The organism is Vibrio aquaticus (genome assembly GCF_003970385.1).
Taxonomy (GTDB): Bacteria; Pseudomonadota; Gammaproteobacteria; order Enterobacterales; family Vibrionaceae; genus Vibrio; species Vibrio aquaticus.
This window is the reverse complement of record NZ_RXZH01000001.1, coordinates 308,457-331,079: the sequence shown is the minus strand read 5'-3', so window position 1 is coordinate 331,079 and position 22,623 is coordinate 308,457. Positions and strand designations below refer to the sequence as shown.

Genomic DNA, 22,623 nt, shown 5'->3' with positions numbered 1-22,623 from the left:
TCTATTGGCAAAATTGCGCAAATTTAATCCGTAGAAAAGGCAATTTTCCGCACGATCTTTCAGTAAAACTACGTACTCGTATGGATGGGAATATGGGATTTGTAAGCAACCGACGACTGACGGTAAATATAATATTGTTGTCGATCGTGCCACTTATTATTGTGGTCTCGATTGTTGCGAGCATTCTATTTAGTCAGGCAAAACAATTAGTTGAAGATCAGGTTTCGCTGACAAGAAACAATGTGCTGGCGGTGAAAAAGCAAGAATTAAAGCAGTACGTAGAAATGGCAGTCAAAAGTATCGAGCCTTACTACTCAGATGAATCCCTAACCCCCGAGCTTGCTAAGCAAATTGTTATCGAAAAATTGAGCCAGCTCACGTATGGCAGCGACGGGTATTTCTTTGCTTATACATGGGAAGGTGATGCGCTGGTGCTGCCATATCAAAAAGATCGCATAGGAAAGAATTGGTGGCATGTAGAAGATGTCCAAGGCAAAAAACTGCTCCAAGAATTGATTCAAGCAGGTAGAGAAGGCGGCGGCTTTGTTGACTATCTTTGGCATAAGCCCTCAAAAAAAGAACCGTTGCCGAAGCTGAGCTACGCAATCTCATTAGATAAATGGCAGTGGATGGTGGGTACCGGAGTCTACCTTGATGATATTGAGCGCCAAGTCGACCATATGGAGAGTGGCTTTGATCAGAATATTGGCAAAACCAGTACCGCATTGTTTGGGCTGATGTTTGTCGCAGTGACTGTTATTGCAGGGCTGGGCGCTTCGCTCAACCTGAATGTTAGGCGTTTAGCCAACCAACAACTGAGTGTATTGAATCAACAGATCATCGACTCGCAAGAGAACGAACGTCGCCGCGTATCCAGAGAGCTGCATGATGGCGTTAACCAACTATTGGTTGCGGCCAAGTATCGCTTAGACAATGTCACTAAAGAGCAAGATGAAGAGAAGAAACGATTTGAGCTTGATGCGAGTAAGAACGCGATGGAACACGCCATTGTCGAGGTTCGGCGGATTTCACGTGATTTACGACCACCACAACTGGATGATTTGGGGTTGGTCGCAGGTATTGAAACTTATATCAATGAATTGAGAGATCGAGTTCAAATGGAGCTGGTGTTTGAGCATGATATAGAAGGGCTTGAGTTTTTACCGCAAGTAGAAACGACACTTTATCGAGTAGTACAAGAAGCACTTCATAATGTGGAAAAGCACGCCAATGCTCAGGGTGTAGATGTGATTATGCAGCGTGAAGGACAAATGCTGATCTTAACCATTAGTGATGATGGTGTTGGTATTCCTGCCAAGCAATTGAAGTCGAAGAAAAACAGCAGCGCGCATTTAGATCATATGGGGCTGCAAAATATGAAAGAACGAATTCAAGCGATTGGCGGAACGTTTAGCGTCACCAGTGAGCAGGGTGAAGGAACGGAAGTACGCGTGAGCTTAAACATGGAGTTTGTATGATTAGATTGATATTGGCGGATGACCACCGCCTAATGCAAGACGGGCTAAAATCGCGATTAGAGCGTGAAGATAACTTAGATATTGTTACCTGTGTCGGTACGGGCACTGAAGCCTTAGAAGCGACACTGGAGCTAAAACCCGATGTACTGCTACTCGACATCAACATGCCCAACCTTAATGGGATTGAAGTGTTGGAACAGCTAGCGAAAACCAGCTCTGCCACGTCAGTCATTATGCTCTCGATGCATGATAGTCGCGACTATGTGGTTCGCTCGGTTAAAGCAGGCGCAAAAGGTTATGTGCTAAAAGATGTCGGCTCAGAAGAGCTGGTTATGGCGATTAACCAAGTCGCGCAAGGTCGATCTTATTTGTGTCCACAAGCCTCAGATCGACTGCTTGAGCAGATCAACGAAGCGCCAGAAGAAAAGGATGACACCTTATCTAAGCGTGAGTCGGATGTTCTTAAGGCGATTGCTAATGGTGCATGCAACAAAGAGATTGCTGATTCGCTGCATATCAGTGTTCGTACTGTTGAAACTCATCGCTTAAGAATCAAGAAGAAGCTCGGCGCAACGTCGACCGCAGCGCTGGTTAAGTTAGCGTTACAAAAGGGTTTGGTGACCTAATGTCTAAGAATCTGCTTTCTAGCCGACAACCCATTCTTGATAAGATCGTCTTCTTTTGCGCGGTGGTCCGAAGTGGTTCGTTTCGAGAAGCATCAATTCAACAAGGGCTATCACCCGCTGCCGGAAGCCGCTGGGTAAAAGAGCTAGAAGAGGCTTTGTCAGTCGAACTGATCAAACGTAGCACGCGTCAATTGGTGGCGACCCAAGCAGGCCAGTTACTCTATGATCGATTTGCGCCGCTTTTGCCAGACATCAATAGTCTGTGTGAAGAGGTACAAAACTTAGCTGAAGAGCAGCAAGGCGAAATCCGAATCTCATCCACGCCGCTGTTCGCACGTCAGTATCTGACCAAGATTGTCGCTGAATATATGCAAAAGCACCCTAAGGTTAATTTTCGTATCTTCATTGAAGCGGGAGAGTTTGATCCGCTGACCATCGACTTTGCTTTTCGAGCCAGTGCCAGTTATGAAGGTGAGCGTGACATCGACTCCTTATTAGTCAGAAAGCGCCTGTTGCGTGAAACGCTCTATTTATGTGCATCGCCAGAGTACATCAAACAATACGGTGAGCCAGTTAATCCGGAGCAGCTCAAACAGCACCGCTGTCTTTACGCGAAAACCTTACTCAGCGGTAATCGTTGGTGTTTTGAGCATCAAGGGGAGTCTGAGATCGTCACCATCCAAGACACGTTAGAGTGTGATAACAGTGAAATGTTGCTCGATTTGGCGCTAGAGCACGCAGGTGTCGCTTACTTACCCCATTCACTTGTCCATTCTGCACTGGAGTCTGGTGAGCTTTGCCAAATTATGGCCAACTATCAATGCGCCAGTTTCGATGTTGATATGTTCTACCGTCCTCGCTCGCCAATGCCTGAACGCTGCAGTGGTTTCAAGCAGTACCTAGTTGAACGTGTTGCAGCACTGAACGCCTGATTCATTACGATTATTCCTATTATGAAATTCACAATCTACATTTGTGCAATTAACATTCGGCGAATCTGCAACTAAGCTGCATTAAGAACGAATAACAAGCAATCAAGGAAGAGTGCAGTGGTAGCGAAGTTAACGCCGGAGCAGGCAGCAAATTGGATTAATGATGGCGATGCCGTTCTACTCGGTGGATTTATTGGCAGCGTGGTTCCCGAAGCGATAGAACGTGCGATTGGTGAGCGCTTTAGCCAAACTCAAACTCCCCGTGATTTAACGTTGATATTCGCCGCAGGCCAAGGAGATGGTAAAGGGCGAGCGATCAATCATTTGGCTCATCAAGGGTTAGTAAAGTGCACCATTGGTGGTCATTGGGGGCTCGTGCCTAAGCTGCAGCAACTGGCGAACGATAATCTCATCCAAGGCTATAATCTTCCTCAAGGCATTATCTCTCACCTTCTTAGAGACACCGCGGCTGGCAAGCTTGGGACGCTGAGCAAAGTTGGCTTAGGTACGTTTGTCGATCCGCGCATTGAGGGCGGAAAAATCAATGCTGTTACCGACAAAGAGTGGGTGGAAGTCGTAGAGCTGCTCGGTGAAGAACACCTGTTTTACCACAAGCTACCCGTCACTGTAGCGGTCTTGCGCGGTACAACCGCAGACCAAGACGGCAACATTACCATGGAAGATGAGTGCTTAACGGTGGAAAGCCTAGCTGCGGCACAGGCTGCGAAGAACAATGGCGGCCGAGTGATAGTGCAAGTTAAGCAGATTGTTGAAAGCGGCACGCTAGATCCACATGCAGTGAAGATACCGGGTATTTTCGTTGATGCAGTAGTCGAGTGTGAAGACATCCAAGAACATATGCAGACCTTTGCTACGGTGATGAACCCTGAGTTTGTTGGGATCACATCGAGTGACGCTGTCACTAAATCTATTGCACAAGAGCGTTCATCACTGAATGCCAAAACCATAATTGCGCGCAGAGCGGCGATGGAACTTAAAGCTGGGTCGATTCTTAATTTAGGTATTGGCGCGCCAGAGTACATTTCTGAAGTGGCTCGTGAAGCAGGGGTGTTAGACGAGTTTATTTTAACGGTTGAGCCCGGCGCGATTGGCGGCACGCCGCAAAGTGGCCTCGATTTCGGCGCTTCTCGCTTACCTCAAGCCATTATTGGTCAAGATCAGATGTTTGATTTCTATGATGGTGGCGGCGTCGATCAAGCATTTCTCGGTTTGGCTCAGTGTGACGCGAAAGGTGATATCAATGTCTCCCGTTTTGGTAGCAAAATTGCTGGCTGTGGCGGGTTTATCAACATCACCCAAAACGCCAAACAAGTGGTGTTCTGTGGCACGTTTACCGCGCAAGGATTGCAGATTGATGTACAAGGCGGTGAGCTAGAGATCGTCACTGAAGGGAAGCAGCACAAATTCATCAGCCACGTTGAACAAATAACCTTCAGCGCTAAGCAAGCGATGAGCAAAGGGACGCCAGTTCTCTACATTACCGAGCGAGCGGTGTTTCGCTTGACCAAGCAGGGCCTTGAGCTGATTGAAATTGCCCCTGGGATAGATCTACACAAAGACGTGCTGGATCAAATGGCCTTTGTGCCTGTCATCAGCCCGTCATTAAAGGTTATGGATAACGCCATATACCAGCCTAATTTTCAACTTACTATTAACAGAGACACAGACTAGGTGTCCGTCAATTACTCATAACTTGTCAGTTTAGTGAAGCAGTCATACACAAAAAGGATAGAGAAATGTTTGAGAATAAAGTGTGCATCGTCACTGGTGCAGCTCAAGGAATAGGTAAAGCGATTGTTGAACGATTTGCTAGCCAAGGTGCGCTGATGGTTTATGCCTTAGACATGAATGAGCAAGCATTGTGCGCTGCTTATGAAGGCGTTAATAATGTCACGCCAGTCGTGATGAACATTTGCGATCGCCAAGCGGTCTCTGAGCTGGTGGAGCAGGTTCAAGCAGACTATAGCCGTGTCGATGTCTTGGTAAATAATGCAGGCATTACCCGTGATGCCCTTATCGAGAAAATGACAGAAGATGAGTGGGATGCGGTGATCAACGTCAACCTAAAAGGGGTCTTTAACCTTACTCAAGCCATTGCGCCTATCATGATGGAAAACAACGCAGGCTCAATCGTAACCATGTCTTCGGTGGTAGGGACGGACGGCAATATCGGCCAAAGTAACTACGCTGCGACCAAAGGTGGTGTGATTGCGATGACCAAGGGCTGGGCTAAAGAGTTTGCCCGCAAAGGTGCTCAAGTGCGGGCAAACTGTGTAGCTCCGGGGTTTGTCGCAACGCCAATGACTGAGAATCTACCTGAAAAAGTGCTCGATTTAATGAGAGCCAAAACGCCACTAGGCCGAATGGGCACACCGGAAGATATTACCAATGGGGTTGAGTTTTTAGCCAGCGACAAGGCGAGTTTTATTACTGGCCAAGTGCTCAAGATAGACGGTGGACTGGTGCTTTAAGATGACTCAGAAAGTATATATTGTCGCGGCGAAACGAACCGCAATTGGCTCTTTTCTTGGCAGTTTAAGTTCTGTTTCTGCCGTCGAACTGGGCGCTGAATCAATCAAAGCTGCGCTTAAACAAGCCAATGTCGAACCAGATTGGGTTGATGAAGTTATCGCAGGTAATGTGCTGGGTGCAGGACAAGGTCAAGGGGTGGGCAGGCAAGCGTCTATTCATGCTGGTATACCGGCAACGGTGCCTGCTTATACGCTGAATATGATTTGTGGCAGCGGTATGAAAACTGTGCTCAATGGTATTAATGCGATTAAGTCTGGTGATGCGAATCTGGTGGTTGCAGCAGGTATGGAAAGCATGAGTAATGCGCCGTTTGTGGTGAGTGGGAAATCTCGCCAAGGCAACAAACTAGGCGATATGGCGATGGTTGACTCGCTGCTCAAAGACGGACTCACCGATGCGTTTGGTGATTTTCATATGGGGATCACCGCAGAGAACGTCGTCAAGCAATACCAGATTAGTCGCGAAGAACAAGATCAGTTTGCGCTAACAAGCCAACATAGAGCGCAAACGGCGATAGAGCAGCAGCGTTTTGAAGATGAAATCGTCCCGATCAGCATCAAGACTCGAAAAGGTGTGTCCGAGTTTGCGGTTGATGAGCATCCAAGGTTCGACGCATCACTGGAAGCATTGGCAAGTCTGAAATCTGCGTTTGAACGTTCTGGCAGTGTCACCGCGGGCAACGCGTCAGGCATCAATGATGGCGCGGTGGCGCTTGTCTTAGCTAGTGCGCAAGCGGTAGAACAATATCAATTAACACCGCTAATTGAGGTGCTGGCAACAGGGCAAGGTGGCGTAGAGCCTGATGTGATGGGCTTAGGTCCGATTCCAGCAGTTGGGCAAGCACTTGAACGTTCAGGGCTGACGTTGGGTGATATTGAACGCTTAGAGCTTAATGAAGCCTTTGCCGCACAAGCGTTAGGTGTCATAAAAGGCTTGGCTAAGCAGCATCAATTGTCAGAAAACTGGTTTGCTGACAGAACCAACGTTAATGGCGGAGCAATTGCGCTTGGTCATCCGATAGGGGCTTCCGGAGGGCGAATCCTCACCAGCTTGATTTACGAACTTATTCGCTCAAAGACTCAGCTAGGTTTAGCCTCTTTGTGTATTGGTGGCGGAATGGGTACGGCGATCATCGTCAGGCGAGTTTAAAAATAAAAAGGCGAGCTACTTGGCTAATGGCAATTGCTTTGTGGCTTAAACCAACGACAGAATTGATAGCTACACATCGAAATGCATCAAAGTTTTCGAGGAGGTTTACCTATCCTTTTTATAGACAAACGCCCTAAGCCTCATCGGCCTAGGGCGAAATATCAAATGTCTGATACCCTTTTAAACGCTACACAGCTCCTCATAAGTGACCTGTATTGTGCTCTGAGAGCAGGGTATTGTTAGTGCTGACATTGATTAAGCGAGAAGCTCTTTCGCTGTGTTTACTACGTTTTCAGTAGTGAAACCAAACATTTTGAATAGTTCACCTGCTGGTGCAGATTCACCGAATGTTGTCATACCGATGATCTTGCCACCGAAGCCAACGTACTTGTACCAGAAGTCAGCAATGCCAGCTTCAACTGCGATACGTGCCGTTACGTCAGATGGAAGTACAGACTCACGGTATTCAGCATCTTGCTTGTCGAACGCGTCAGTTGCAGGCATAGATACTACGCGTACTTTCTTGCCTTCAGCTGTTAGCTCAGCAGCAGCGTTAACCGCTAGCTCAACTTCAGAACCCGTTGCAATAAGGATTAGCTCTGGTTTGCCTTCACAATCTTTCAGGATGTAACCACCCTTCGCGATGTTCGCTACTTGCTCTTCGCTACGCTCTTGCTGTGCAAGGTTTTGACGAGAGAAGATTAGCGACGTTGGGCCATCTTTACGCTCGATTGCCAGTTTCCAAGCGACTGCAGATTCAACTTGGTCACATGGACGCCATGTGCTCATGTTTGGAGTTAGACGTAGAGAAGCGATTTGCTCAACTGGTTGGTGAGTTGGACCATCTTCGCCAAGACCGATAGAGTCGTGCGTGTAAACTTGGATGTTCTGAACTTTCATCAGAGCAGCCATGCGCATTGCGTTACGAGCGTATTCCATGAACATTAGGAACGTTGCGCCGTATGGTACGAAACCACCGTGCAGAGCGATACCGTTCATGATCGCAGTCATACCGAATTCACGTACACCGTAGTGGATGTAGTTACCAGACGCATCTTCAGCAGAAACAGACTTAGAGCCAGACCACATAGTTAGGTTAGAAGGTGCAAGGTCAGCAGAGCCGCCTAGGAATTCAGGTAGCATAGCACCGAACGCTTCTAGCGCGTTTTGAGACGCTTTACGTGATGCGATGTTTGCTGGATTAGCTTGAAGGTCAGCAATGATTGCGTTTGCCTTTTCTTCCCACTGTGCAGGAAGGTCACCGTTTACGCGGCGTTTGAATTCAGCTGCCAACTCAGGGTGTGCTGCTTCATAAGCTGCAAGTTTCTCGTTCCACGCTGCTTCCTTAGCTGCGCCTGCTTTTTTCGCATCCCACTCTGCGTAAACTTCCGACGGAATTTCAAAAGGACCGTGCTCCCAACCAAGTTCTTTACGTGTCGCTGCAATTTCTTCAGCGCCTAGTGGTGCACCGTGACAGTCGTGTGAACCAGATTTGTTTGGAGAACCAAAACCGATGATCGTCTTCGTACAGATTAGAGTCGGGCGTGGGTCTGCTTTCGCCGCAATAATTGCTGCGTTGATTGCTTCAGCATCGTGACCGTCTACTGCTGGGATTACGTGCCAGCCGTACGCTTCAAAACGTTTTGGCGTATCGTCAGAGAACCAACCTTCAACTTCACCATCGATAGAGATGCCGTTGTCGTCCCAGAAAGCGATCAGCTTACCAAGACCTAGCGTACCTGCTAGAGAACATGCTTCGTGAGAGATACCTTCCATCAGACAGCCGTCACCCATGAATGCATAAGTGAAGTGGTCAACGATGTCGTGGCCTTCTTTGTTGAACTGTGCTGCTAGAGTTTTCTCAGCAAGCGCCATACCAACAGCGTTAGTGATACCTTGGCCTAGTGGACCAGTTGTTGTTTCGATACCCGGTGCGTAACCGTACTCTGGGTGACCTGGAGTCTTAGAGTGCAGTTGACGGAAGTTCTTAAGGTCTTCGATTGATAGCTCGTAGCCTGCTAGGTGCAGCAGAGAGTAAATCAGCATAGAGCCGTGGCCGTTTGAAAGAACGAAACGGTCGCGGTCAGCCCACTCTGGGTTAGACGGGTTGTGGTTTAGGTGATCACGCCAAAGAACTTCAGCGATGTCAGCCATACCCATAGGTGCGCCTGGGTGGCCAGAGTTTGCTTGTTGTACGCCGTCCATGCTTAGAGCACGAATAGCATTAGCTAAATGTTTACGATCCATAATAACTACCAGTGTTTAAATATTGGAATTGGAAATTGAAAGGGGAACGCAAACGTTCCCCTTTTTTAATTCTGTGTGATTACAGCTTAGCTGCGATCATGTCTTCTAGTTTGCCTTGGTCAACGGCGAAGTTGCGGATACCTTCTGCAACTTTCTCAACTGCCATTGCGTCTAGGTTGTGCTCCCATAGGAACTCAGCGTGAGTCATTGGAGCAGGACGTTCTTTAGAGCCTTTAGAGTCAACTAGCTTCTCTACAACTTCACCTTCAGCAGCTTCTAGTTCAGCTAGAAGAGCAGGAGCGATAGTTAGACGGTCACAACCAGCAAGTTCTAGGATCTCGCCGATGTTACGGAAGCTTGCACCCATAACTACAGTCTTGTAGCCGTGCTCTTTGTAGTAGTTGTAGATGTCAGTTACTGAGATTACGCCTGGATCTTCAGATGCTTCGAAGTCGCGACCTTCTTTCGCTTTGTACCAGTCCATGATACGGCCAACGAATGGAGAGATTAGGAATACGCCAGCTTCAGCACATGCACGAGCTTGCGCGAAAGAGAATAGAAGTGTTAGGTTACAGTTGATGCCTTCTTTCTCTAGGATTTCAGCAGCACGGATACCTTCCCAAGTAGAAGCCAGTTTGATTAGAATGCGATCGTTAGTGATGCCAGCATCGTTGTACATTTTTACTAGCTGACGAGCTTTAGCTACGCTGCCTTCAGTGTCGTAAGAAAGACGAGCATCAACTTCTGTAGAGATACGGCCTGGGATTGTTTTCAGGATTTCTTTACCGATGTTTACTGCAAGCATGTCACAAGTGTCTTGTACTTGTTGTGCTTTGTCTGAGCTTTGTGCTTTTGCGTATTCGATTGAAGCATCGATTAGAGGAGCATACTCTTCGATTTGAGCTGCTTTAAGGATTAGAGAAGGGTTAGTTGTTGCGTCTTCTGGTTGGTACTTTTTGATAGCGTCAATTTCACCAGTGTCTGCTACTACTGTCGTTAGTTTACGAAGTTGCTCTAATTTGTTGCTCATTCCGATCATCCTATTTCTTGGGCCTCATACATATTTGGTGATGTATGACGGTGCATTTGCAAGCGAGTTAACCAATAGAGAGAAAATGACTCTGCCAGTTAACTTTAAACTTTTCATCGCTAGAACATTTGTAGTGAACATTTGCTCTAGCGTTGAGTAAATGATGGACTCATAATTATCTTATCTAGCGTAATTGTCAATTAGTCATGTGGGGTTATAGTGACATTCATCAACTATTTTTTCTCTCGATTACTTTGTCTCATTGAAATAAACGTTTGCCCAAGCGCTGCAGGGCTTCAGGTGACAAATCGGTGGTGAAAATTGAATCTGAGAAAATGTATTCATGATGAGCAATTGTTGCTATAGTTTGGCGGTATGACATCTGCTACACCTATGAACATATGTTCGGTGTGATGACCGGCGAGGTAATGTGACGATTATGAGCAAAAATCAAAATGATATTTCCGACGATAATGCGGATCTACTGACCGAAATTTCGGTTGCGTATTATCAGGATGGCGCAACCCAAGAAGAAATCTCTAAGAAGTTTTCAGTCTCACGAGCCAAAGTAGGCCGTATGCTAAAGCAAGCAAGAGACGAAGGGATCGTTGAAATTACCGTAAAATACCACCCAGTATTCAGTGCTAAGATTGAACAGCGTCTTATCGAAAGATTTAATGTAAAACGCGCTTTAGTGGCATTAGACCAGCCGAGTGAAGAAGAGCAGCGACTCCAAGTGGCAGGGCTTGTGTCCAAATATATGGCAAGCACGTTGCAAAACGGTACCGTCGTAACGGTTGGACAAGGGCGCAACGTATCGGCAGTGGCTCACCACACTGGTGTTATCCCACCTCGAGATGTGAAGTTTGTTTGTGGCATTGGTGGCATCCACCCAAGAGGCGGTATGTATAACGCAGACCACGTATGCCGTCAGTTTGCGAAAACCTATGGCGGTACATCAGAAACCCTTTATGCACCGGCTTATGCTGAAAACCGTGAGCAAAAGATGGCGTTTATGCAGAATGCCACGGTTAAGCAAACTCTCGATTTAGCGCGTAAAGCCGATGTGGCGTTAGTGGGTATCGGCGACATGAGTGAAAACAGTTACATGGTTGACCTTGGTTGGTTCACTGCTGGAGAAGTGGTGCAGTCTCGCATGTTGCAAGGTGTGGTTGGGGACTTTGCTGGTTATGACTTCTTTGATATTCACGGTGAAGCGGCGAAAACCGTAATGAGTGATCGTGTGATTGGCTTGGGGCTTGAAGAGTTTCGTCCCATCGCCGAGGTGATTGCCATTGCTGCTGAAAACAGCAAGCCACTCGCGTTACTTGGCGCTCTTCGTACGGGCGTAATTGATGTGATCGCCACAAGCGTAAGTAATGCCCTAACGGTATTAAACTTAGACGAGCAAATGAAGTAACTCTAGAACTCGAATATAAAGAAAAGGCAGCATCACGCTGCCTTTTCTTTTAGCTGTTTTATAAGGGAATCAACGCTTTGAGGTTTCGCGTAGTAGTAGCCTTGCATTACATGCGCGCCAAGCTGCGAGATACCCTCGACCTGTCTTTTCTCTTCAACACCTTCCGCGACGATCCTCATATTTAACCCATCACCAATACACGCAATGCTTTTGATCAGAGAGTAGCATCTTGGGTCCTCTAAAAAGTGGGAGATAAAACTACGATCGATCTTGAGCTCATCCACAGGAAGTTGATGCAATACATTAAGTGACGAATAACCTGTACCGAAATCATCCAAAGAAAGCTCGAAACCGAGTGCCTTGAGCGCCTGGCACTTCGATAAAACGGCAGGTAAATCTTCAATCAACACACTTTCAGTCAGTTCTAGAGTGATAGCAGACGGATCGAACAAATTGGACTCCATCAACTCAGTTAACTGGCTGATAAAGTCATCCTGCATAAATTGGATAATTGAGATGTTTATAGAGGTTTGTAGATTTACTCCAGAGCTCTTTTGTAATCGCAATGATTCATGTAGTGCTTGGCTAAGTAACTGTTTGCCGAGTTCTGGCATAATGCCGATGTATTCAGAAACCTTGATAAACTTTTCAGGTGACACAAACCCCAGTTCATCGTCAACCCAACGAGCCAGTGCTTCTATGCCCCATATCTGACCGTCTCGGTATTGGGGTTGAAATTCGATATGGAAGCTCTCGCTAGCCAAGGCAGCTCGTAAACGCTGCTCAAAACGCGCTTCTTGTTGCTGTTCTTTTTCCATGTCAGGACTGAACAGGCAATAAGTATTACGCTGCTCTTTTGCTTTCAGAACGGCAATGTCTGCTAAACGTTTAACACAATCAATCTGGTTCGTATGCTGAGGGTACAGTGCGACGCCAATGCTTGCCGAGATTAGGTACTCTGTCGTTTCTAACTGATAAGGAAGACTGATTTGGTCGAGTAGCGTACGACAAAACGTCTCGAGATCAGGGATTTTACTCTGCTCACAAACCAGCAAAAACTCGTCGCCAGCCTCTCGAGTAAAGAGACTATTTTCAGGCTTTAAGTTATTGACACGTTTAGCGAGTTCAACCAATAACTTATCACCATTTATATGGCCATAGGTATCATTGATTACCTTGAATTTATCAAGGTCAATATACATCAGCGCAAAGCGTTTATTGCGCCACGGCGTTTGCTGCTTAAGCGAATAATAGCGGTTAGGTAACCCGGTTAAGAAATCGTGGTTTGCTTGATAAAGCAGCTCTTGCCTTCGAGTTTTCTCTGAGTTGTAGATACGTTTAATCAATGCGTAAATGAACCATTGCAGAGCAAAGAACACCGTTATGATCACCATAAGTGACGGCATAAAATCAGCGATGATCGCATCTTGGGCAACTTGAGACACAACCCAAAGCTGCTGTTTAGGCAGGTATTTGGTTACGCCTAGATAGGTAGAGCCATCAAACTGAACATCAAATGACTGAATCGCACCATTTGCTCGTTCTGCTTTAAGAAATTTTAGGTTTTCAGTAAGAACGGAACTTTTTGTAAACTTAACCTTCTCCATATAGCCCTGTTTGGGCGTCGGTAGCTCAATTTGCGGGTAACCATCATTGCGTACAACTTTGAATACGTTATGTGGGCCGAGCAAGAGAGAGTCGGTGATTAATCCTGTGTTATCTAACGATACAGCACCGGTAATCACCGCGACAGGCTCACCTTGGATGTTGCGAATCGCTTTTCTAAATGGGATGAAGTCTGATTGTAGGTTTTGGCTATAGTAAGTTCGACCGATTACGAGATTGTGAGAGTCGAATGTTTCAAGGAAATTGTTCCACAACGGCGTGGTTTTAAAATTGGCGAGGTGTGCGTTTGAAGAGGGAAGGTTACTGCTTGCAACCAGCGAACGGCCTTCAAGGTCCATCAACCTAATCGCAGAAAGATCGCCAGACTCACTGATCAAACCATCGAATACTTTGATGGATTCTTCAATAGGCAGGCCGTTTTCAATGTTATTGATCGCTTGCTCACCCGCCACCTCTAACAATCTATCTTCGGTATCAATCAAAGCAGAAAGGGAGGTAGAAAATAGCTCTACTTGAGTGCTTTGCGTTTGGAGCGTGCTGTTTACCGTTGATTGCCAAAGGTTTTGTATGATGAAAGTTAACAACAAGACGCTTATAACAACAACGACTCTATGCAATGTCCATACTGTTTTTGGCTTGTTCATCGTGCTGCTCCTTAGCCATATATCAACGAATTATCGCTAGCATAAGGAGCAGTATACGGAATGTGTGGCTTACTTACAAGCTATCGTTCTGTTTGTTCTAGGGGAAGCTGAGACTCTGCTCCCCACTCAGTCCAAGACCCATCATAGATATGTAAACCTTCATACCCAACGACATGCGCGGCTAAAAGAACGATACATGCTGTCACACCAGAACCACAGCTAAATAGCGTTTCTTTTACATCCTGAGATAGAGCTTTGGATAAGATCGGTTCAAGCTGTTTAACCGGTTTGAGTTTATGCTTGTCCATTAGTCGTGCGAAAGGTAAACAGGTAGAGTGCGGTATATGACCACTTCTTAACCCTGCTCTTGGTTCAGGTACTTTACTGTCGAATCGCGCTTTAGAACGTGCGTCAACGGTTAAGCTTTCAGGGTTATCAATTTGGCTCAGGACATAATCGGCCGAAACAAAGTACTGGCTGTTTAATGTCCCATTAAAATTCCCTTGAGAAGCGACAGTGGCATATTTTTGCACAACGTTGAAGCCATGTGCTTTCCATTCTGTTAAGCCGCCATTGAGAATATGGACATTTTTGTGACCCATGGCTTTAAACATCCACCAAGCCCTTGGTGAAGCGAACGTGCCGCTGTTGTCATACACCACAATTGTTGATTCATTATTGATACCAAGCGTTTGAGCTAGCTCGTTGAATCGTTGCTCTGATGGCATCATGTGGGGAAGTGGGTTGTTTGGGTCGCAAAAGTCTTTGTCGTAATCGAATCTTAGCGTATTTGGGATCAGGTTTACTTTATCTTTCTCAACTTCCCCAGGGATCTGAAAGTCGATGCTTGAATCTAAAATGACTAAATTTGGATTAGAGATAATTTGTTCGTTAAGCCATTGAGGTGTGATGAGAGGATGAGGCATGAGATTTCCTTTCTTTTTATTGTGTAGGCAAACACTTTACTAATTGGTAAGAATCGATACCACCAATAAGCCCTGATTCTTGTTTAACGGTGACGTTTGAACCTTTCGGGCAATCGACTTTAGGGTCGGCTTGAATCAACAACTCTTCGTCATCAGAGGTGATGATGTTAATAAACCGGCGGTGGCCATCGAGAGATTGAGTGAGAGTTTGATTTAAAACCACTCCGTGAATCTGATTAGATTTTGGATTGGGTGTCAAAGAGAGTAGGGCGATGAGTATCAAAGAGACAAAACAAAAAGCGGCGATAAAGACTTTCGGACTGTTCATGGTCATGTTCTATCACCGCCTTGTTATTGATTGACTCTAGCTACACACAGAGCAGCTAGGCATTTTCATTAGGTTCATTTCACGCCAAGACATGCTCATGGCATCAAGCATTAAGATCTTGCCTTGTTTAGGCGTGCCGTAGTTGGCGATGACTTTGATCGCTTCCATTGCTTGCACCGCACCGATGATACCGACCACGGGTGCCATCACACCAGCTTCAACACAGCTTAAAGTCGCGTTACCAAATAGCGCACTTAGGCATTGGTAGCATGGTTGAGATTCATCTTGATAGGTGAACACGCTCACTTGGCCTTCCATACGAATAGCTGCACCAGACACCAATGGCATTTTTAGTTCAAAGCAAATCTTATTGAGTTGGTTACGTGTCTCAACATTGTCTGACGCATCCAATACTAATGTATGTTGTTTGATCAGCGCTGTTAACTCATCGTCGCTTAGGCGTTTGTCGATGGTGTCGACAACAAGATGCGGGTTAAGCTGTTTTAACGAGCTAGCCGCTGACTCGACTTTCTTCACCCCGATGTCGCTGTCGTGGTGAAGTACCTGACGTTGCAAGTTAGAAAGCTCGACCACATCATCATCAATTAAGGTTAGCTTACCCACACCAGCCGTGGCCAAATATTGGCTAGACGCACAGCCCAAGCCACCGGCACCCAAGATCAAAATAGAACTTTGCTTGAGCGCCTCTTGGCCGTCAAAATCAAACTGCTTAAGGATGATCTGGCGGTTGTAACGCAGCATCTCTTGGTCAGATAGAATCTCCAATGGATGCTCCTAGTATAACGTTGAGTTAAACAGCTGAATGTTGACTGTTTCACCGACTTCAACACGACCGCGTTCACGCTCAAGAACCACAAAACAGTTGGCAAGGCTCATAGAACGGAATGCACCAGAGCTTTGATTACCAGTAGTTTCGACCACGAACTGGCCATTTTCGATTGAGTAGATACCACGTTGGTAGTCAGTACGACCCGGGCCTTTCTTAAATGCACTTTTGGTAATAGCAGGAATCGACTCAGGTGCTATCCACTCAGTATGACCGGCAAGCTTCGCCAGTAACGGTTGAACAAGGACATACATGGTGAGAACCGCTGAAACAGGGTTACCCGGCAGGCCGCAGAACCAAGCGGTAGAAAGCTTACCAAAGGCAAAAGGTTTACCTGGTTTAATCGCAAGCTTCCAGAATCCAATCTCACCGAGTTCTTCCAGAATGTCTTTGGTGTAATCCGCTTCACCAACACTCACACCGCCAGAAGTGACAACCACATCGGCAAGCGTTTGTGCTTTTTCAAACGTAGCTTTCAGCGTTTCTGGGCAGTCAGGAATAATGCCTAGATCAATGGCTTCACAGCCGAAGTTCTCAATTAGCGGTTTAATACCGTAGCGGTTACTGTCGTAGATTTGACCATCTTGCAGAGTGTCACCAAGAGGCATTAGCTCATCGCCAGTAGAAAAGAATGCGACACGAGGCTTACGAACCACTGTGACACGGCTAATACCTAGAGTGGCAATCATCGGAATATCACGCGCAGTTAGACGTGCGCCTTTCGCGAGAACCGTTGCACCTTGAGTAATGTCATCACCCATAGGACGAATGTTATTTTGCGGCTTAACGTCAGTTTGATTGAACTGAATGCCTGCATCCGTCACTTCTGTGTTCTCTTGCATGATGACCGCATCACAGCCTGCAGGGATTTTTGCGCCAGTCATAATACGAACACAGTGACCTTGAGGCCATTCGCCTTCAAAAGGCTGACCTGCGAACGACTTGCCCGCTAATGGCATAACGTTGTTACTTGCAAGATCAGCAAGTCGGATTGCATAGCCGTCCATTGCCGAGTTATGGAAAGGAGGCACAAAAATTGGGGATAAAATATCTTCGGCTAAAACAAAGCCAATAGCATCAGCAAGGGGGAGTTGTAAGGTCGCCTGAATAGGTTTAATTGGCGATAGCATTTTTTCCATCGCATCTTCGATAGGCATTAAGCCCGGAGCGTCACAGCAGCCCATATCAAAATCCTAGGTTTTATTATTGTCAGGGAATCGAATCACTTTAGCACAGAAAGCCTTGCGCAATAATGACCTTCGATAAAATATGGGTGTAATTATTCAGAAATCCGAGTATCCTTGTCTGCCATCCTAAAGGGGTAAAGTAAGAGGAAGTCGAATGTCAGGTCTTAGCGAATCCGCAAAGTTGGTAAAAGATGCGCTAGAAAGCCGTGGTTTGGAAACACCAATGGTGCCTAATCAGTTCAGTCGAGATGAGAAAAAGGAAAAAATTCAGCATCATATGCGTGAAATTCTCTCTCTATTAGAGCTGGACCTTTCTGATGATAGCTTAGAAGAGACGCCGCATCGCATTGCGAAAATGTATGTCGATGAAATCTTCTCAGGTTTAGATTACTCAAACTTTCCTAAAATCACGGTCATTGAAAACAAGATGAACGTGAGCGAAATGGTTCGAGTAAAAGACATTACTGTAACCAGTACGTGTGAACACCACTTGGTGACCATTGATGGCCGTGCGGCGGTGGCGTACATTCCGCGTGGAAAGATCATTGGCTTATCAAAGATCAACCGTATTGTTCGATTCTTTGCTCAGCGCCCTCAGGTGCAAGAGCGTATGACTCAACAAATCTTAGTGGCACTGCAAACACTGCTTGAGTCTGATGACGTAGCCGTAACCATGGATGCAACGCATTACTGCGTGAAGTCTCGTGGTGTAATGGATGCAACCAGTGAGACTACAACGACCGCATTGGGTGGTATTTTTAAAACGAATCCAGCGACACGCCATGAATTTCTACACGGGATTCGCTAGGCTAAACTGACGATTCAACCGATTTTTTAAACCGCTTCGTTCATGAAGCGGTTTTTGTTTTTAGTGTTGGCTGCAATGTGGCCGACTCATCCTAAGGGATACGATAGTGACAACTTCATTCAAAACATTGGGCCTGCGCCCTGAGCTAATCGAAACGCTTGATAGCCTTGGCTACACTGAAATGACGCCAATTCAGCAACAAGCACTGCCTATGGTATTAGCAGGCAAGGACGTGATTGGCCAAGGTAAGACGGGCTCAGGTAAAACGGCGACGTTCTCGCTAGGTCTGCTGACTAACCTCAACGTTAAGCGCTTCCGTGTTCAGACGTTGGTGCTGTGCCCAACTCGTGAGCTTGCCGATCAGGTAGCAAAAGAGATCCGTACTTTGGCTCGCGGCATTCACAACATTAAAGTGTTAACGCTTTGCGGTGGTATGCCAATGGGGCCGCAAATTGGTTCACTAGAGCATGGCGCGCACATTCTAGTGGGTACGCCTGGTCGTATTTTGGATCACATGTCGAAAGGGCGCATTAGTTTAGATGAGCTAAACACTCTAGTGCTAGACGAAGCTGACCGCATGTTGGATATGGGCTTTGAAGATGCGATCGATACCATTATCGATGCGGCACCAAGTAAGCGTCAAACACTACTGTTCAGTGCAACCTTCCCTGACAACATAGATTCTTTGGCTGCCAAGGTAATGGTTAACCCAGAGATGGTGAAAGTGGAATCAACGCACCAAAAAAGCACCATCGAGCAGCGCTTCTTTAAGTTAAATACAACCGAAGAACGTGACGATGCATTAGAAGCATTGCTGCTTACTCACAAGCCAGAATCTTCAGTGGTGTTCTGTAACACCAAGAAAGAAGTTCAAAACGTGACGGATGAGCTAAGCCATCGTGGTTTCAGTGTTATCGAACTGCACGGTGATATGGAACAGCGTGAGCGTGAACAAGCGTTGACCATGTTTGCCAATAAGAGTATCTCGATTCTTGTTGCGACAGACGTTGCTGCGCGTGGTCTAGATGTTGATAACCTAGATGCCGTATTCAACTTTGAATTGTCTCGTGACCCAGAAGTACACGTGCACCGCATTGGCCGTACCGGTCGTGCTGGTTCAAAAGGTGTGGCATTTAGCTTTTTCAGCGAGAAGGAAGAGTACCGTGTTGCGCGTATTGATGAGTACATGGATATCGCGATTTCTTCATCTGAACTGCCAGAAAAGCCAGTAGAGCGTCCGTTCTATCCGAAGATGCAAACCATCCAAATTTTGGGTGGCAAAAAGCAGAAAGTTCGTGCCGGTGATATTTTGGGCGCACTAACGAAGCAAGCAGGCCTAGATGGTAAGAAGATCGGTAAGATCAATATTTTGGCGATGGTTTCTTACGTAGCGGTTGAGCATGACATTGTTAAGCCGGCTCTTAAGCAACTGCAAACCGGTAAAATGAAAGGGCGTAACTTTAAAGCCCGAGTGATGAAATAATCACTGCCTAGAATAAGCTAGAGCCCTGCCAATTAGGTGGGGCTCTTTTGTTTTAATCGGAGCTTAAATATTGTGGAATAGGATCTCTAATCGGATTGTTGCCTTAAACTCACCTTCTCGACTAGTCTCAGGCTCTCTTGACCAATTGTATTCAGGTGTGAACTCATAATAGAACCAAGGCCTGAGTATGTTCTCGCGGTATGTCATTGACGCATGGGTATTCGAAATATAGTGGAATGGGCGATTAGTACCTGTGGTGCTTAAACGATAGTTGATCGCTTGTTTTTCGGTAAGATGGTGGTAAAGCGTTACACCAGTGCCCAGCTCCCAGCCTTTAATATCATCTTCATAGGTCGCAAAGTTATTCCAACGCAATAAGAACTCCGGACTCAGAGAGTAATCGAGGTCAAGTTCTGTTGATTCACCCGTTAGTCGTTTTTTCTGATAGATCTTCTGCGTCGCTCGAAAGATGAGATCGTCGTTGATTGGATAGGTATAACGTAAACGCGCCTCAGCACCTGGGTGAGCCGTCAGTTTTATGTTGAAACTGGTGCGTTCATTATTGAGCCAGTCATAGCGAAGGGCGAGGGTGTTCTCTGCATCTTCGCCATTTTTAGGAAACAGATCGAGCAAGTCACTCTCATCATCCGACTCAAAGACCAGTTTGATGCGTTTATTAACTTTGGGTAAATGAAAGCGCGCTTTAAAACGTGTTTTGTATTGGTAACCTTTTCCTTCGACATACGAAAAGTCATTACGCCAGCGAACTAAACTACCCGCGTTGGCATCTTCATCAATACGTTCATCGACAAAGAAGTTATCAAACCAAATCGCAGGCTGACAAAAGCGGCTATTTACATAGTGATAAGCAGAATCGAGGATCTCTGCGCTGTCAGGCTGACTGTGGCAGGAAGAGTAATCGACCTCATTGTCTTCGGCGTACGCGGTAGAGCCTAAAAGGGCAATAGAAAGGATAAGGAAACGCAACGTAACTACAACATAATGTGACTGAGTGGTTCAGTATGACGCTGAATGATTACGTGGGTCAATAGGTAAGCGAGCCACTATGGGCCATTTACAATGCCAACCGCTGGAGTAGTTGGCATTGTGGTATTCAATAGCCGAGCAATTACGCCTGAGCGATTTGCGCGTATTGGCGCAGAAGGTCGGTCAGCGTTGTTACCCATTCTAATGCGTTCTGAGGGCTTTGCTTTACGATGATCTCGACGTGGTTGCAGTGTGTCTCTAGCGGGATGGCACGTTCTAAATGGAACGAAACTGTGTAGAAATGCCACAGAAGCAGACGTTGCATACGAGTGATGTTTTGCTCTTTGTTTTCTGATTCTTCGAAGAGAGCAGGCAGTTCGCTGAGCGCTATGGCATTCATGCGTAGCATTGCATCGAACTGGGCTTCTTGGAGCTTATCTTCATCTTCGGTTTCACTTTGCTCAAAGGTAAACAGCTCAGTCATTGACTCTTCAGGCACCAAGCGATGGATCATACGAAGGCTCAATTCTTCAAGTTCTTCACGTGGCATGGTGGACAGCGATTGATAAGTGTAATCAAGTTGCATCGGTTTTCTCAGAGTCAATAAGTTGGGCAGGTATTCTAACGACTTAAGCAAAGTTTGCCATATTCATCGTTAAAAAAATCCCCACCCATCGAAACGGGTGGGGAAACTTATAGTTATGGATGCTAGGTTAGCCATGACGTTGTTTAGAGAACTAGAGATTGCTTGTTCAACTTACTTACTAAAGTTAGATTCTATTGATGCTTTTGCCACTATCCGTGAGTGTTTTTTAGACTTAAGCAGCAAAAATGTGATTCTGCTCCAAACAACATTTGTCTTATATCAGGCCAAAACATCTTTTGGCTAATTAGGTGCAAACCTCAAGAAAACAGTGATATCGATTACATCGTGAGCGCTTGAACGTTTGCGTCGAAAAATGTGATGAATATCTCGTTTGTGGCGCTATACTTTCCGCCCGGTTGAGAGTGTTCGCTCTACCAATACAAGCCGTCACACGGAATGGTGAATGACCCCAAGGACAGGACCAGCTACCAATTCAATGCTTGTAGAGGTAAATTTTAATGAATGTATTATTTGGCTTGATCGGTGTCGCCACTTTATTGTTGTGTGCGGTATTGCTGTCTGAAAGTCGTAAATCAATCAACTGGAAGACGGTGTCACGCGCACTGCTACTTCAAGTTGGTTTCGCAGCGTTGGTGCTATATTTCCCATTGGGTCAAGCTGCACTAACATCACTCAGCGGTGGTGTTTCAAGTCTGTTGGGCTTTGCTGACGAAGGGATCAAATTCCTATTTGGTGATCTCGCTAGTACTGGCTTTATCTTTGCCGTTCGCGTTCTCCCTATCATCATCTTCTTTAGTGCTCTTATCTCGGCGCTTTACTACCTAGGCATCATGCAAAAAGTGATCGAGTTTATCGGTGGCGGCATCCAAAAATTCCTAGGCACAAGTAAAGCTGAATCGTTGGTTGCAACGGGTAATATCTTTCTTTCTCAAGGCGAGTCTCCACTTCTTGTTCGTCCTTTCCTTTCTCGAATGACTCGCTCTGAACTGTTCGCTGTTATGGCTGGAGGCATGGCCTCTGTTGCCGGTAGTGTCTTGGGTGGTTATGCCGGTCTTGGTGTAGAGCTTAAGTACCTTATTGCGGCGAGCTTCATGGCGGCACCAGGCAGCTTAATGATGGCGAAGATCATTGTTCCTGAACGTGAGACTCCTATTGACCAATCTGAAGTTGAAATGGACCAGGCGCAAGAAAGCAACGTGATTGACGCTTTAGCAAGTGGTGCTATGAACGGCATGAAAGTCGCGGTAGCTGTGGGCACTATGCTGATTGCTTTCGTGAGTGTTATCGCTATGGTGAACACTGGCCTAGAAAGCTTGGGCGAAGTGGTAGGCTTTAGCGGCATTACACTGCAAGCGCTATTTGGTTATCTGTTCTCACCACTGGCTTGGGTGATTGGTGTTCCTTCAAATGAAGTGTTGATGGCGGGTTCTTACATTGGCCAGAAAGTGGTAATGAATGAGTTTGTTGCCTTTATCGACTTTGTTGAACACAAAGCGTTGCTATCAGAGCACACTCAGGTAATCGTAACATTTGCACTATGTGGTTTTGCAAACATCGGGTCTATCGCGATTCAACTTGGTTCTATCGGTGTTATTGCACCAGAGCGCCGCTCAGAAGTTGCAAACCTAGGTATCAAAGCGGTCATCGCGGGTACACTTGCAAACTTGATGAGTGCATGTCTAGCGGGTATCTTCATCTTGCTGTAACGGCTCTTTAGAATGACTAAGCCCAGAGTGTTTGCTCTG

19 protein-coding genes are annotated in these 22,623 nt (G+C 46.2%); 10 read left to right on the top strand and 9 right to left on the bottom strand.

Annotation, left to right across the window (positions count from 1 at the left end):
- Nucleotides 1-92: 92 nt before the first annotated feature.
- The 6 genes from EJ063_RS01370 (at nt 93) to EJ063_RS01345 (ending at nt 6,738) form a co-directional block, all read left to right on the top strand.
- Nucleotides 93-1,478, top strand: coding sequence for a cache domain-containing protein (locus EJ063_RS01370; RefSeq protein ID WP_126572217.1), 1,386 nt, complete (start codon nt 93-95; stop codon nt 1,476-1,478).
- Nucleotides 1,475-2,104 (top strand): response regulator, encoded by a 630-nt coding sequence (locus tag EJ063_RS01365; protein WP_126572216.1) that lies wholly within the window; start codon nt 1,475-1,477, stop codon nt 2,102-2,104. The genes EJ063_RS01370 and EJ063_RS01365 overlap by 4 nt, the downstream gene beginning before the upstream one ends.
- Entirely contained in the window at nt 2,104-3,036 is a 933-nt protein-coding gene (locus EJ063_RS01360; protein ID WP_126572215.1) for a LysR family transcriptional regulator, read from the top strand. The genes EJ063_RS01365 and EJ063_RS01360 overlap by 1 nt, the downstream gene beginning before the upstream one ends.
- Before the next feature lie 117 nt (nt 3,037-3,153).
- A complete protein-coding gene (locus EJ063_RS01355; RefSeq protein ID WP_126572214.1) occupies nt 3,154-4,728 on the top strand; it encodes an acyl CoA:acetate/3-ketoacid CoA transferase in 1,575 nt (524 codons plus the stop codon).
- Between the two features lie 65 nt (nt 4,729-4,793).
- Nucleotides 4,794-5,528, top strand: a complete 735-nt coding sequence (locus EJ063_RS01350) for a beta-ketoacyl-ACP reductase (protein ID WP_126572213.1) — start codon at nt 4,794-4,796, stop codon at nt 5,526-5,528.
- 1 nt (nt 5,529) lies between these two features.
- Entirely contained in the window at nt 5,530-6,738 is a 1,209-nt protein-coding gene (locus EJ063_RS01345; protein WP_126572212.1) for an acetyl-CoA C-acetyltransferase, read from the top strand.
- A 255-nt stretch (nt 6,739-6,993) separates the two neighbouring features.
- Here the strand turns inward: EJ063_RS01345 and tkt are convergent, their stop codons facing one another.
- Together tkt and tal are read right to left on the bottom strand one after the other, a co-directional pair.
- A complete protein-coding gene (gene tkt, locus EJ063_RS01340) occupies nt 6,994-8,985 on the bottom strand; it encodes a transketolase (RefSeq protein WP_126572211.1) in 1,992 nt (663 codons plus the stop codon).
- Between the two features lie 79 nt (nt 8,986-9,064).
- Complete coding sequence (tal, locus tag EJ063_RS01335; RefSeq protein WP_126572210.1) at nt 9,065-10,015, bottom strand: transaldolase; 951 nt, start codon at nt 10,013-10,015, stop codon at nt 9,065-9,067.
- A 439-nt stretch (nt 10,016-10,454) separates the two neighbouring features.
- On the opposite strand from tal, the gene EJ063_RS01330 reads away from it, so the two are divergent.
- Complete coding sequence (locus EJ063_RS01330) at nt 10,455-11,435, top strand: sugar-binding transcriptional regulator (RefSeq protein ID WP_126572209.1); 981 nt, start codon at nt 10,455-10,457, stop codon at nt 11,433-11,435.
- A gap of 32 nt (nt 11,436-11,467) precedes the next feature.
- On the opposite strand, the gene EJ063_RS01325 is transcribed toward EJ063_RS01330, so the two are convergent.
- From EJ063_RS01325 to moeA, 5 genes are all read right to left on the bottom strand, one after another.
- The gene (locus EJ063_RS01325; protein WP_126572208.1) at nt 11,468-13,705 is read right to left on the bottom strand and encodes a bifunctional diguanylate cyclase/phosphodiesterase; all 2,238 of its coding nucleotides are present in this window, start codon (nt 13,703-13,705) and stop codon (nt 11,468-11,470) included.
- Between the two features lie 80 nt (nt 13,706-13,785).
- Nucleotides 13,786-14,631 carry a sulfurtransferase gene (locus tag EJ063_RS01320; protein WP_126572207.1) on the bottom strand — a complete coding sequence of 282 codons (846 nt, stop codon included), beginning with the start codon at nt 14,629-14,631 and terminating at the stop codon, nt 13,786-13,788.
- 16 nt (nt 14,632-14,647) lie between these two features.
- Nucleotides 14,648-14,965 carry a hypothetical protein gene (locus EJ063_RS01315; RefSeq protein WP_126572206.1) on the bottom strand — a complete coding sequence of 106 codons (318 nt, stop codon included), beginning with the start codon at nt 14,963-14,965 and terminating at the stop codon, nt 14,648-14,650.
- Between the two features lie 30 nt (nt 14,966-14,995).
- On the bottom strand, nt 14,996-15,745 hold the full coding sequence (moeB, locus tag EJ063_RS01310) for a molybdopterin-synthase adenylyltransferase MoeB (RefSeq protein ID WP_126572205.1): 750 nt from the start codon (nt 15,743-15,745) through the stop codon (nt 14,996-14,998).
- Between the two features lie 9 nt (nt 15,746-15,754).
- The gene (moeA, locus tag EJ063_RS01305; RefSeq protein WP_126572204.1) at nt 15,755-16,990 is read right to left on the bottom strand and encodes a molybdopterin molybdotransferase MoeA; all 1,236 of its coding nucleotides are present in this window, start codon (nt 16,988-16,990) and stop codon (nt 15,755-15,757) included.
- A gap of 157 nt (nt 16,991-17,147) precedes the next feature.
- Between moeA and folE the strand changes: the two genes are divergently transcribed.
- Both folE and dbpA read left to right on the top strand, forming a co-directional pair.
- A complete protein-coding gene (folE, locus tag EJ063_RS01300) occupies nt 17,148-17,801 on the top strand; it encodes a GTP cyclohydrolase I FolE (RefSeq protein ID WP_126572203.1) in 654 nt (217 codons plus the stop codon).
- Between the two features lie 106 nt (nt 17,802-17,907).
- Nucleotides 17,908-19,284, top strand: a complete 1,377-nt coding sequence (gene dbpA, locus EJ063_RS01295; RefSeq protein ID WP_126572202.1) for an ATP-dependent RNA helicase DbpA — start codon at nt 17,908-17,910, stop codon at nt 19,282-19,284.
- A 63-nt stretch (nt 19,285-19,347) separates the two neighbouring features.
- Here the strand turns inward: dbpA and EJ063_RS01290 are convergent, their stop codons facing one another.
- Entirely contained in the window at nt 19,348-20,271 is a 924-nt protein-coding gene (locus EJ063_RS01290) for a hypothetical protein (RefSeq protein ID WP_126572201.1), read from the bottom strand.
- Nucleotides 20,272-20,413: 142 nt separating this feature from the next.
- Nucleotides 20,414-20,857 (bottom strand): exoribonuclease R, encoded by a 444-nt coding sequence (locus EJ063_RS01285; protein WP_126572200.1) that lies wholly within the window; start codon nt 20,855-20,857, stop codon nt 20,414-20,416.
- Nucleotides 20,858-21,375: 518 nt separating this feature from the next.
- Here EJ063_RS01285 and EJ063_RS01280 point away from each other — a divergent pair.
- Complete coding sequence (locus EJ063_RS01280; protein ID WP_126572199.1) at nt 21,376-22,584, top strand: NupC/NupG family nucleoside CNT transporter; 1,209 nt, start codon at nt 21,376-21,378, stop codon at nt 22,582-22,584.
- Nucleotides 22,585-22,623 lie beyond the last annotated feature (39 nt).